The organism is Fibrobacter succinogenes, assembly GCF_902779965.1.
Lineage (GTDB): Bacteria > Fibrobacterota > Fibrobacteria > Fibrobacterales > Fibrobacteraceae > Fibrobacter > Fibrobacter succinogenes_F.
In genome coordinates this window covers 133414-146482 of record NZ_CACZDK010000001.1, presented here as the reverse complement: position 1 = coordinate 146482, position 13069 = coordinate 133414, and the positions used below count along the sequence as shown (strand labels likewise).

At 50.5% G+C, this 13069-nt stretch carries 7 protein-coding genes; all 7 read right to left on the bottom strand.

The genetic code is table 11. The annotated features are described in order from the left end of the window. Nucleotides 1-98: 98 nt before the first annotated feature. Nucleotides 99-1559, bottom strand: coding sequence for a radical SAM protein (locus tag HUF13_RS00635; RefSeq protein WP_173473327.1), 1461 nt, complete (start codon nucleotides 1557-1559; stop codon nucleotides 99-101). A 71-nt stretch (nucleotides 1560-1630) separates the two neighbouring features. Then, a complete protein-coding gene (locus tag HUF13_RS00630; RefSeq protein WP_173473326.1) occupies nucleotides 1631-2791 on the bottom strand; it encodes a hypothetical protein in 1161 nt (386 codons plus the stop codon). Nucleotides 2792-3056: 265 nt separating this feature from the next. Next, nucleotides 3057-6932 (bottom strand): phosphoribosylformylglycinamidine synthase, encoded by a 3876-nt coding sequence (gene purL, locus HUF13_RS00625; RefSeq protein WP_173473325.1) that lies wholly within the window; start codon nucleotides 6930-6932, stop codon nucleotides 3057-3059. Nucleotides 6933-7154: 222 nt separating this feature from the next. Next, nucleotides 7155-8444 carry a histidinol dehydrogenase gene (gene hisD / locus HUF13_RS00620; RefSeq protein ID WP_173473324.1) on the bottom strand — a complete coding sequence of 430 codons (1290 nt, stop codon included), beginning with the start codon at nucleotides 8442-8444 and terminating at the stop codon, nucleotides 7155-7157. Between the two features lie 24 nt (nucleotides 8445-8468). Then, a complete protein-coding gene (gene cimA, locus HUF13_RS00615; protein ID WP_173473323.1) occupies nucleotides 8469-10100 on the bottom strand; it encodes a citramalate synthase in 1632 nt (543 codons plus the stop codon). Between the two features lie 347 nt (nucleotides 10101-10447). Continuing rightward, nucleotides 10448-11560 carry a hypothetical protein gene (locus HUF13_RS00610; protein ID WP_173473322.1) on the bottom strand — a complete coding sequence of 371 codons (1113 nt, stop codon included), beginning with the start codon at nucleotides 11558-11560 and terminating at the stop codon, nucleotides 10448-10450. Between the two features lie 16 nt (nucleotides 11561-11576). Then, nucleotides 11577-13049, bottom strand: a complete 1473-nt coding sequence (locus HUF13_RS00605; RefSeq protein ID WP_173473321.1) for a hypothetical protein — start codon at nucleotides 13047-13049, stop codon at nucleotides 11577-11579. Between the last annotated feature and the right edge of the window lie 20 nt (nucleotides 13050-13069).

Here is a 13069-nt window from a genome sequence, read left to right as displayed (position 1 = left end):
CAAGAAGACGATCCCGACACAAGGCCGAGATGACAAGTATGGATCCCCTACGCTTCGCTCCGAGGATGACGAATCCGGGATGACATAATGCAACAAAGCTATTTACTTGCGTATGCAGCTTTTGCAGCCATGTCGGATGTCATATATCTGAGATCTTGGATAAGATTCGGATCCTGACCTCCGGACAACGAGACAGCCTCTTGCATAACACGCAAACCTTCATCAGTCTGCCCGAGTCGAAACAAGGCAAGTGCTCGACCACCCATAGCATAAGTATCCATGCTATTGATATTCAAAGCCTTTTCGTTTGCTTCAAGGCACGATTCATAGTTACCGCACATGAATTCGCTGTAACCCATCGCCCTGTAAACATCGGCGTTATTGGGTTCCAGTTCTTGTGCACGCTTCAAGGCAAAGGAGGCTTCCTGATAGTTGCCCTGCGGAATCAACGCTTCTGCCAGTTTGAGCAAAGCAGCAGCACTGTCGCACTTGCCATACTTTGTTTCCTTTTCCTTTAGAGAAAGGTTGTATGCGCAATATTCATTTTCCTCATAAATGCTACCCTTCATCGTGAGACGCGTATTCGGGCAGCCGCCAAGGCACTTGGAACCATAAATGCATTTTTTGCAAGAGCCAGAAAGTTTGTCCTTTGTCATCTGACGACGCCACAAAAATGCATTTTTATCTTCCCAAATTTCACGGAGCTTTCTTTCGCGGATATTTCCCTCAATGAATTCCTTGGATCGAATCGAGGTGCAACCCAAGATATCGCCATTATGCAATATCCCGAAACCGCGAATTCCAGCATTGCAGCCATCCCACAAGGAATAACCATTTGACTTGTAGGACATACGCCTTGTTTCAAGGTCCTTCATTGAATAATATCCAATACAATCGGCAGGATAAATATCAATTCGCCCTTCTTTTGCCGTATCGTAGCAAAAATCAATGATGTCTTTGACCTGTCTCGGTTCAAGGAGCCAATCAGGGCGTTCCTTCAAATTACCCATAGGCAAACCGAGTTGAACCTGCCACGTGTTAACGCCCATGCGAATAAGTTCTTCCTTCAATTCCGGGAGAATATCCATGTTCTGCTTCGTAATGGTCGTAACAGCACCGGTCTTTATTCCCAATTCCTTCATTGCAGCAAAAGCCTGCCTTGCATGTTCAAAGGCACCTTTTTTCCTGATTTTGTCATGGATTTCGGGCGTTCCGTCAATGCTTATCGCAACAGTGGCAATACCATTTTCTTTTAACTTTTTCGCCATCTTTGCGTCAAGGAGCCAACCGTTCGTGATCATATTCACGATAACGCCATTACCGGAAAGTCGTTTCACCAGTTCAGGTGTATCTTGTCTCGTAAGAGGTTCGCCTCCAGACAAGGTAATCCATTTCAATCCAATATCTGCAATCTGATCACATAAATCAAGAGCTTCTTCGGTGCTCAATTGTCCCGGGAGAGCGCCCTCACAAGATGAACCACAATGCCCACAGCGAAAGTTGCAGCCCATCGTTACTTCCCAGACTGCAGTGACGGGTTGATACCCAATATTTGCCATTTAAAAAACCTCCAAACAGCCGGCCAGCATCCATTGCCAGCAGGCTGTTTTGATCATGTATTCTGATTTATTTAACAGTCAGACTTCTGCGAATCACACTTGAAGCCATAGATTATTGCAGCATCTTTTTTCGTTGCAGCATCTTGAACACCGCAAGGATAGCCGTACTTCAAGGCAGCATCCTGAACACCGCAAGGATAACCGTACTTCAAGGCAGCATCCTGAACACCGCAAGGATAACCGTACTTCAAAGCAGCATCCTGAACACCGCAAGGATAACCGTACTTCAAAGCAGCTTCACTGGAACAGCTCTTGAAACCGTATGCCATAGCAACTTCTCTATTCAAAGCCGCATCCTGAGCACCACAGGGATAACCGTACTTCACAGCTGCGTCCTGCACACCACAAGGATAACCATATTTCATCAACGCAGTTTCATTTGCACTGCTCTTGAGGCCATAGATCATAGCAGCCTCTCTATTTGAAGCCGCATCTTGTGCGCCGCAAGGATAGCCATACTTCATCAAAACAGCGTCATTCGCACCGCAGGGATAGCCGTACTTCAAAGCAGCTTCATTTGCACTGCTCTTGAAGCCATAGATCATTGCGGCTTCTCTATTTAATGCTGCATCTTGTGCGCCGCAAGGGTAGCCATACTTCATCAAAGGCAAATCACTGACACCGCAAGGATAGCCGTACTTCATCAAAGGCAAATCACTAACACCGCAAGGGTAGCCGTACTTCATCAAAGGCAAATCACTGACACCGCAAGGGTAGCCGTACTTCATCAAAGCAGTTTCATTTGCGCCGCAGGGATAACCGTACTTAACAACAGCTTCGGCCGAACCGAGAACAAGGCCATAGGGCATTGCAGGGCCGGCGACAGCTCTGATTGAAGCGTTAGTGTTTTCGCTAAATTTTGCAAATTCTTCGGAATCGCTTGGAATCACATTCAGAAGCACTGTATGCGTCTTTTTCGCAGCGGACATATCCGTCAAATTAACCAACGTAAATTCAAGTTCAGCCTTATCTTCCGTTGCGGAAACAGCACCAAACCAGAATCGTTGGATAACAGGTGCAACCCCTGCAGCCAACGGAGCTGTTTCTGTACTCAGCAGGGCGATTCCCTGCGGAAGTTTGGTCAGAGTCCACCCATAATTAGTGGAACCAAGCATTGATTGCAGTTCAATCGAGAAAGATTGACCCTGTAATACAACCATTTCATTTGCCATAAATTACCTCTTTTTGGTGAATTATTGAAAATTCATCATTTATCATAAAAAAAAATTTCACTGTTGGATAATTGTAACAAAAATATAACAAAACCTTGTAAGCAATATTTTATTATACAAAGCACATAAACTATTAACAATAAGCTATACAAAAAAAAAGCCCCTGCGGTGAAGCAGGAAGCGGTTTTGTATTAACTGAGGAAATGTATGGATTCTCGCCTTGGTTCGACTTCGCTCACCACAGGTCGCGAGGATGACAAATTAATTACCCCACAAAAATGCGGCCGTTGCGGAAGAGCTGCATCCACGGGCCGTCTTCACCCCATTCAGCCGGATGCCAGGAGTACTGGCAAGTACGGAACACACGTTCCGGGTGCGGCATCATGACGAGTGCGCGACCGTCTTCGGAGCAGAGGCCGTTAATGCCGAACGGAGAGCCGTTCGGGTTGAGCGGGTAGCGTTCGGTGTATTCGTGCCTGCCGTCCACATAGCGGAGCGCCACAAGACCCGTCTTTAAGCATTCCTCGGCGGCGACCCGGCTAGCGAATTCCGCGCGGCCTTCGCCGTGAGCAACAGCGATCGGGAGCACAGAACCAGCCATTCCCTTGAGGAGCACAGCCGGAGTATCTTCGACCTTCAAAGAGCAGAAGCGGGCTTCGAAGCGTTCGGAGATGTTCTGCACAAAGCGCGGCCAATGCTTGGCGCCCGGAATCAAATCCTTGAGGTTCGAGACCATCTGGCAGCCGTTGCAAACGCCGAGCGTGAAGGTATCCTTGCGGTTGAAGTAAGCTTCGAATTCAGCGCGAGCCTTCGGGTTGAACAAGATGCTCTTGGCCCAGCCTTCGCCTGCACCGAGAACGTCACCGTAGCTAAAGCCACCGCAAGCGACGAGACCGTTAAAGTCCTTGAGGCTTACGCGACCTTCGAGAATGTCCGTCATGTGAACGTCGATAGATTCGAAGCCAGCCTTTGCAAATGCAGCAGCCATTTCGAGTTCGCCGTTGACGCCCTGTTCACGGAGGATAGCCATCTTCGGGCGGCTTGCGTAATCCTTAATGACCTTGGCGCTAGCAGCGAGATCGAACGTGACCTTCGGCGTGATACCCGGATCGTCCTGTTCGAGCTTGAGCTTGTATTCGCTTTCGGCACATTCCGGATTGTCACGGAGAGCGGCAATGCGGCGAGTCGTATCACTCCAGATGGCGCGAAGGTCAGAGAGGCCTTCGGCGTAGTCGCCAATCACAATGTTGTACGTATCGTTGAGCTTACCGATTTCAGAAACGGTATCGCCGAGACCGACAGCTTCAAATGCGGCCTTCACAGCAGCGAGGTCTGCGTTTGCAACCTGGAGAACGGCACCGAGTTCTTCGTTGAACAAAGCGTCAATCACATTGCCCTTGAGAGCAGTAGCGTCGAGCGTCACGCCCACGTGGCCTGCGAAAGCCATTTCGACAACCGTCGTAAAGAGGCCGCCATCGCTCTTGTCGTGGTAAGCCATAATCTTGCCATCGGCATTGAGCTTCTGGATCGTTTCGAAGAAGGCGCGGAGTTCCTTAGCGGAATCGACATCCGGAGCCTTGTCACCGAGGAGGTTGTAAACCTGAGCGGCAATGGATGCGCCCATGCGGTTCTTGCCACGAGCGAGGTCCACGAGAACGAGGGTCGAATCCTTGTCCTGCAGGAGCTGCGGCGTAAGCGTCTTGCGAACGTCAGCGCACGGAGCAAAGGCACTAATCACAAGAGAAATCGGAGCAGTCACGCGGTGGCTACCCTTTTCATCCTGCCACACGGTACTCATGCTCATGGAGTCCTTACCGACCGGAATCGTAATACCAAGTTCCGGGCAGAGTTCCATACCGATAGACTTCACGGCTTCGTACAAGTCAGCGCCATCGCCTTCGTAGTTCGGCGTAGCCATCCAGTTTGCGGACAAGTTCACGCGGCCCATATCAGGCACGCAAGCGGCAGCCATGTTCGTAAGAGATTCAGCGACCGTCATGCGGGCAGCGGCAGCCGGAGAAATAAGAGCGATCGGAGCGCGTTCGCCCATGCTCATGACTTCACCTTCGTAAGTATCAAGCGTAGCACTGGTCACGGCGCAGTCAGCCACCGGAACCTGCCACGGACCAACCATCTGGTCGCGGCAAATCATACCCGTCACGGAACGGTCACCGATAGAAATCAAGAACGTCTTATCTGCAACGGTCGGGTTAGCAAGCACGCGATGTGCAAGGTCCTTCACCGTCACGCCAGCCGGCACCACCTGAGAAGAGAGCGGGCGCTTCTGAGACTTTTCATTGCGGATCATGCGAGGCGGCTTGCCGAGGAGCACACCCAGCGGCATGTCAATCGGAGTCGTACCGAAGTGCTTGTCCGTAAGGGTCAAGTGCTTTTCTGGGATAGCCTCGCCCACCACTGCGTACGGGCAGCGTTCACGCTTACAAATCGCGTCGAACACATCGAGCTTGTCGCCGGCGATTGCAATCACATAACGTTCCTGGGATTCGTTACTCCAGATTTCGAACGGACTCATGCCCGGTTCGTCATTCGGCACATTGCGGAGTTCAAACTTACCGCCGAGGCCGCCATCGTTCACGAGTTCCGGGAAGGCGTTAGAAAGTCCACCTGCACCCACGTCATGAATAAACGTAATCGGGTTTTCTTCGTCCATCGCCCAGCAGCGGTCGATGACTTCCTGGCAGCGGCGTTCCATTTCCGGGTTTTCACGCTGCACAGAAGCAAAGTCGAGAGATTCGTTACCGGCACCGTTAGCAACAGAGCTAGCTGCACCGCCACCAAGACCGATGAGCATAGCCGGACCACCGAGAACGATTAAGTGGTCACCCGGGTCGATGTGGCCCTTTTCAATATGCTGGTGCTTGATGTTACCGAGACCGCCAGCAAGCATAATCGGCTTGTGGTAACCGCGGACTTCGGTACCCTTTTCAGAAGAAACTTCCTGTTCGAACGTACGGAAGTAACCGAGGATGTTCGGACGGCCGTATTCGTTGTTGAACGCGGCACCACCGAGCGGGCCATCAATCATGATGTCGAGAGCGGAAGCAATGCGAGACGGACTACCAAAGTCCTTTTCCCACGGCTGAACGGCACCCGGAAGCTTGAGGTTCGAAACGCTAAAGCCCGTGAGGCCGGCCTTCGGCTTGGAACCCTTACCCGTTGCACCTTCGTCGCGGATTTCGCCACCACTACCCGTTGCTGCACCCGGGAACGGAGAAATAGCCGTCGGGTGGTTGTGGGTTTCGACCTTCATCAAGATATCGACTTCTTCGTTGTGGAAGTCGTACTTGTTGTTGCGCGGGTCGGCGTAGAAACGTCCAGCCGTAGCGCCCTTCATCACAGCAGCGTTATCCTTGTAGGCGCTAAAGATGTTGGAATTGTGGAGCTGGTAAGTGTTCTTGATCATCTGGAACAGGGACTTGTCCTGCTTCACGCCATCGATGGTCCATTCGGCACCGAACACCTTGTGGCGGCAGTGCTCCGAGTTGGCCTGAGCGAACATGTAAAGTTCAACATCGGTCGGGTTGCGCTTGAGTTCAGTGAAATTCTTGACGAGATAATCGATTTCGTCGGCGGAGAGGGCAAGGCCCATTTCCTTGTCGGCCTTCACGAGGGCGTCGCGGCCTTCGGTAAGCACCGGCACAACGTTAAGCGGACGCGGTTCTTCCTTGCTGAACAAAACTTCGAGAGATGCAGTATCGGCAAACACGGCCTGCGTCATGCGGTCATGAATCTTGGCCGTAATCTTTTCGCGGGCGCCAGCTGGAGCAGCACCTTCAAACTTCACGTAATAAGCAATAGCGCGTTCGATGCGCTTGATTGCCGGGAGGCCACAAATGTGAGCGATATCGGTAGCCTTCGAGCTCCACGGGCTGATCGTACCCGGACGCGGGCAGACCACAAAGAGTTCACCTTCGAGCGCCTTGACTTCGCGCATCGGGCCGTAATGAAGGACCTTTTCGAGCGTTTCCTTTTCGGAAGCGGTCAGGTCGGCGGACAGATCCACCACATGGAGGAATTCGGCATAGACAGATGCAACCGGAATCCCAGCGGCCTTAAAATCAGATGAAAGCTTTTGCAGACGGAAATCCGACAGAGCCGGAGTACCACGAAGAATGAGCATTTTGACCTCTTTTAGCCTAAATATTTACCGCCCCAAATATAGCAATTTGAGGATATTTTCAAACGGAAAAAGCTCCGCAAAATGCGGAGCCGTTTCATAAAATGAAAATAGAACTGTGTAAGGAGATTCCGGCTCGGAGGCCGGAATGACATCACTGCCGGGAGATGCCCGCTTACTTCGACTGCGCTCAGCACAGGCTCCGGCGGGCATGACAATTCGCGATTAAAGTCTCTTGAGGACAGCGGCGGCGTGGTGGATGAAGCCTTCTTCGTTTGCCACGACAGCGATTGCCTTCGCGTTCTTCTTGATGGCCTTTTCGGAATACTTGATGATGCTCATGCGCTTGAGGAAGTCATAAACACCGAGCGGGCTGAAGAAGCGACCCGTGCCGTTTGTAGGGAGAACGTGGTTCGGGCCAGCAAAGTAGTCGCCCACCGGTTCAGAAGACCACGGACCGATAAACACGGCGCCCGCATTTTCAATCTGGGCAGCCATCGTTTCAGCTTCGTCCGTCATAATTTCCATGTGTTCCGGAGCAATGGCGTTAGCAATGGCAACGCCGTCGAACCAATCCTTTACCACGAGGATGCGACCGAAGTTGTCGAGCACCTTCGTGAGGAGTTCCTTCTTCGGGGAATTTTCAACCTGGATGTCCACACATTCGCTAATCATCTGTGCGGTTTCCATGTTGTCCGTAATGCAAATAGCGGCTTCGAAGCCAGAACCGTGTTCTGCTTGGCTCAAGAGGTCGGCAGCGACAAAATCCGGATCGCAGGTGTTATCAGCAAGCACGAGCACTTCGGACGGGCCTGCAACCATGTCGATATCGACAATGCCAAAAACTTCCTTCTTCGCGACAGCGGCAAAGACGTTACCCGGGCCCACAATCTTATCGACGCGTTCCACGACAACCTTGCCCTTAGCATCCTTGGCACCATAAGCAAGCATGCCGATAGCCTGAGCGCCACCGATGTGGTAAACTTCGGTAATGCCAAGTTCGCAAAGCACAAAAGCCACAGCGCGGTTGATTTCGCCCTTGATCGGAGTCACGACAACGATGTCCTTGACGCCAGCGACAATGGCCGGAACCGCATTCATAATCACCGTGCTCGGGTAAATGCCTGCACCACCCGGAACATAAAGGCCAACACGCTTCATCGGGCGGATTCGCTGACCGAGAACCACGCCGTCCTTCCCTTCCATGAGCCAGGAATCTTCCATCTGGTTCACGTGGAAATCGCGAACGTTCTTAATCGCCTGCTTAAGAGCGCGTTGCATTTCGGGCGGGCACTTGGCAGCAGACTTCTTGATTTCGGCTTCGGAGACGCGGAGGTTCTTACCCTTCAGACCATCGAACTTCTGGGCGTATTCCACAGCCTTCGCATAACCGCCGTTCTTGATGTCGGCGAGAATATCCATGACCTTGTCGTGAATTTCCTTGCTCGGAGCAACTTCACGACCACAAATTCTGTCAATCTCTTGAGACTTCGGAGTAACTTTTACGATTTTCATTTTCACGAACCTTCTATTAAAACTCTATTTTGCACCAGACGCGGATGCCACATCAATGTGCTTGTAAGCGTTTGCAATGACCTTGTCTTCAATCAGAATCTTGTATGTAAGGCCATCGACAAAAGCAGTCCAGCAAGCAGCAATGATGTTGCTCGAAACACCGACCATGTTCCAGTAGCCGTGTTCATCGCCAAACGTTGTCCATACGCGAACCGTCGCATCGGATGCCACGTTGGAACCGAGCACACGCACCTTGAAGTCGTCGAGGCGTACGCTTTCCATGCACGGGAAGAACGGCAAAAGTGCCTTGCGGAGAGCTGCATCGAGAGCGTTCACCGGACCATCCCCTTCGCTCACCTGATGACTGATTTTGTCACCCACCTGAAGCTTGACCGTTGCCTGCGATACAGAAACACCCTGCGGAGTCTTATCTTCGATTACGCGGTAGTTGAGCACCTTGAACGGTTCTTTGACCATTCCCAAGTGGCGATAAACGAGCAACTTAAAGCTTGCTTCGGCGCTGTCAAAATGCCAGCCAGCGTTTTCGCGTTCCTTGATTTCTTTGAGGAGGCTTGCTACCAGCGGATCCTTCTTGTCGATACCCGGCTTGATAGCCTTGAGTTTTTCCACAACAAGAGAACCACCCGCTTGGTCGCTCGTCACAAACACGCGATCATTACCCACGGAATGCGGGTCGATATGTTCAAAACTGCGAGAAACCTTCATGACGCCATCGATATGCGCACCACCCTTATGGGCAAATGCGGCATCGCCCACATACGGAGCATGCACGTCGCTCGGCAAATTCACAATCTGGTCGATGTTGCCGCTCAGCTGGCGCAAATGGCTCAACTTTTTAGCGGCAGCAAAATCGCGGTCCATCTTGAACTTCAAATCGGCAGCAATCGTCGTAAGGTTTGCATTACCGCAACGTTCACCGTAACCGTTTACCACGCCCTGCACCATCAAGCAACCGGCCTTCACGGCGTAGAGCGAGTTCGCAACAGCAAGTCCGCTATCGTTATGCACATGGATGCCAAGCGGAGTAGAAATATGCTTTTGCACATCCGCTATGATTTTTTCGATTTCCCACGGCATCGTTCCACCGTTCGTATCGCAAAGCACGATGCAATCGGCATGGCCCTTTTCTGCGGCTCGGAGCGTTTCAATCGCGTATTCCGGATTTGCCTTGTAGCCATCAAAAAAGTGTTCGGCATCGTAAATCACTTCCTCAGAATATTCCTTGAGGTATGCCACAGAAGACTCGATCATGTCGAGGTTTTCCGTAAGCGTCGTGCGAATCACATCCGTTACATGCAAATCCCAGCTCTTACCAAAAATCGTCTTGACCGGAGCTTCGGACTTGATCAAAGCCTGCAAAAGCGGATCATTTTCCGGCAAAATTTTAGGACGACGCGTAGAACCGAAAGCGGCAATCTTTGCGTGCTTGAGCTTTACATCCTTGATAAGCTTGAAAAATTCTTCGTCTGTCGGATTGCTGGGGTTCGGCCAACCGCCTTCAATATAGTCAAATCCAAAATGGTCCAAAATTCGTGCAATCTGCACCTTGTCGGCTAAAGAGAGACTTATTTTACGGTCTTGGTTACCGTCACGGAGAGTTGTATCGTATAAAAGGACTTTTTTAGAAGAATTCATGTTATAAAAATAGTAATTAGTAGACAGTAGGAAGTAGAAAGTGATTATGGATAGACGACAAATGCGTCCTCCGAGAGTCGCGGCAAAACTTGTTTTGACATGACCGAGGTTAGCATTTGGAACTTGAGCGAAGCGAAAGGTCAAAGACGAAAGAAAGTTGGCTGAACTTAGAGTAAACGGTAGGAAGTAGACGGTAGGAAGTTGTTAGGTGGGGGAAGTCTCCCCCTGATTTCTGTTTCGTCAGGCTAATGACATAGAAAAGGTTGGTGAGCCTGCCGAACCATCCATCACCCTCTCTAGCGGGCTTCAGACGCCAGCCCGCAACGCCCGGCTTATCGCAGTAATCGCTATTCCTTGTCGTCAAAGGCTTCAGCGTCTTCGGGTTCTTCGACGGTCCATTCGCGGATGTGCTTCGCGAGTTCCTTTTCGCCCGCACGTTCGAGTTCATCCGAAATCGCATTCAATTCAGCGGCGTCTTGCGCAGGCAATTCCTTTTCGAAGTGATTGACGTATTGGCCCAGCAACTCAAACTTTTTGAGGTTCGCAAGGAGCATCATGTAGCTCGTGTCGCAAGCATTGCTGCGGTACTTCACATGGTCAATCAAAAGCTTATCGAGTTCCGAACCGCTCTTGAGCATGCAAAGTCTCGAAAGGTTCATGACCTTCGGGAAGCATTCGTACAAACGCGTGGCGAACTTGAGACAATCCGTCTTGCGGCCTTCGCGGTCGGCAATGGCGGCCTGCAAATCGAGGAACGCTTCTTCGTCTTCAGCGCCTGGATCCTTCACATCGCCAAGCCATTGCTTGGCCATCGCAATATCGCCTGCGACAAAGTAAGAGTTCGCAATGTCGATAAGCGTAGCATTGCTCTTGTCCGGATCCTTGTAAAGCGAAGCTTTCGCAAAATTTTCGGTATCCTTGATAGCATCGGCCATGTCGCAAATGGCATCGAGAACATCTTCGCGATTTTCAAGTTCCGTGGCGTCAATCACGCCAAGCAGTTCGACAATCAAAGCCTTAGCGCGTTCAACCGGCATCACATCTTCAATCGAGAGGAACACGACCTCGCGGCCTTCCCCACCCACATGGCGCACTGCCAAATCGTGAATCAAGTCGGCAACGTAATCTTTGTCGTCATAAGTTTTTGCGACTTCAATAAAGAATGTTCCTGCATCGTAGAACAAATCGTTCCACGTATCCATTTCTTCGTCATCCGCCTTGAACGCCAAGAAATCGGCACGAAGCGTCCAAGCCAAAAGTTCCAGCTGGACTTTGACATCCTTGATTTTTTCGATTTCATCAAGACCGTTCGCAATCGCCTCGTACAAATCGTCCGGACGGTGCAACAAACTGCTCTGACCACTTACAATCTCGCGAAGAGTTTTGCGGAGATTGTCTTCTTTACCACGAAAAGCCGCCTCGGCAGAAGGCGACTTCCAAAATTTTTTCTTTTTAGCCATGTTCTAAATGTAGAAATTACTTGGCCCAGCTAAAGGACGGATAGCCGCCAAACTTAGCTGGATCGATTGCCCAAACGGCGCCAGCGCCATTCAAAGTCGCCACAAACGTCGCCGCCTTCATTTCTTCGGTCGTAAATCCGGTCGGAAGTTCCATACCCATTTGGTTTGCAACAACGAGGCACGAGCCGCCAACGGTCTTGTCATAATAAACGTTCGTAACCGTTGCGGTCGAAGCAACCTTGCCAGCCACCATTCCAGAAAGATTATTATCAGGAACCTTAGCCGAGTTATAACCCGATTCCAGTTTAGCATCATTATCTACAATACCAACAAGGCCTCCTAAGTTGGATGCTTGACCAGAAATTTCACCCTGATTAAACACATTAGTTGCCGTAACAGCCTTCAAGCTACCAATGACGCCTCCAGCAGCCATCACCTTCGTTATCGTAATGGTTCCTGCATTGAATACTTCATTGATAACAGATTTGTTCGAAGCCACACCGACAACACCACCGACATTGCTCATCGAACTTTCGTCCGCAGTCAAGGCGCCATAGTTGCCGACACGTTCCATCTTGGTCGTTGAAATTTTTGCAGCAACACCACCGACATCCTTTGTTCCCGACACAGCACCATAGTTCAAAGCCATGGAAATAGAGCTTTCGTCGCCTACGCTCGAAGAACCGCCGACAACACCGCCAACAGTAGATTTACCAGTCACAGTAGCAGAATTTGTCAAATTCGTGAGCGTTCCGTTTTGCACGCTGCCCATAGCACCACCAACATTGTTTGTGCCACTTACAGAACCCGTCACCGCAATATTCGTTACAGTAACGTACTTGGCTTCGCCAACCAAGCCACCGACATGTTCCGTACCCTTGATTTCGGCATTATCAATCGTGCAATTTTCTACCGTCACAGAATCCGCCAAACCAGCAAGCACACCAGCAACAGAGCCAACATTCACCTTGGCATCCTTAATGACAACATTGCTAATACGAGCACCGCGAACAAGTCCAAAAAGACCTGTATACGCAGCAGTATCGTTAATCGTCAATCCAGAAATAGTCTTGGAGGCGCCATCAAAAGAACCGCTAAAGACGCGGTTACCCAAACCATTAGGATTCTTTCCAAAAATTCCAATCGGGCTCCAAGCTTTTGTAAGAGCGATATCCGCTGTTACCTTAAAGAACTTGTCCTTAAAAGTCATCGAGGAATCGTTGACATAAAAAGCAATCGAAGCCAACTGTTTTTCATTCGTCACAAGGAACGGATCTTCGACCGTACCATTGCCGCTCCAAATCGAGGAAAAATCCCTAGCAATCGGTTTCAAATCTTCATCGGGGATATTAGGAGGCGGTTCAACCTTTGAAGAGTCCTGCGGAGTTTCGCCTTCAGGATTATTGACTTTAAGCGACGAATTGTCATCGCTACAAGCAAACAGGAACATTGGCAACGCGGCCACAGATAAGATTTTAGCAAAGCGCATACGGCATCCTCTAGTGATTT

Coding starts and splice junctions, on each gene's coding strand:
- HUF13_RS00635 (WP_173473327.1), bottom strand. CDS start 1,559: ATGGCAAATATTGGGTATCAACCCGTCACTGCAGTCTGGGAAGTAACG.
- HUF13_RS00630 (WP_173473326.1), bottom strand. CDS start 2,791: ATGGCAAATGAAATGGTTGTATTACAGGGTCAATCTTTCTCGATTGAA.
- purL (WP_173473325.1), bottom strand. CDS start 6,932: ATGCTCATTCTTCGTGGTACTCCGGCTCTGTCGGATTTCCGTCTGCAA.
- hisD (WP_173473324.1), bottom strand. CDS start 8,444: ATGAAAATCGTAAAAGTTACTCCGAAGTCTCAAGAGATTGACAGAATT.
- cimA (WP_173473323.1), bottom strand. CDS start 10,100: ATGAATTCTTCTAAAAAAGTCCTTTTATACGATACAACTCTCCGTGAC.
- HUF13_RS00610 (WP_173473322.1), bottom strand. CDS start 11,560: ATGGCTAAAAAGAAAAAATTTTGGAAGTCGCCTTCTGCCGAGGCGGCT.
- HUF13_RS00605 (WP_173473321.1), bottom strand. CDS start 13,049: ATGCGCTTTGCTAAAATCTTATCTGTGGCCGCGTTGCCAATGTTCCTG.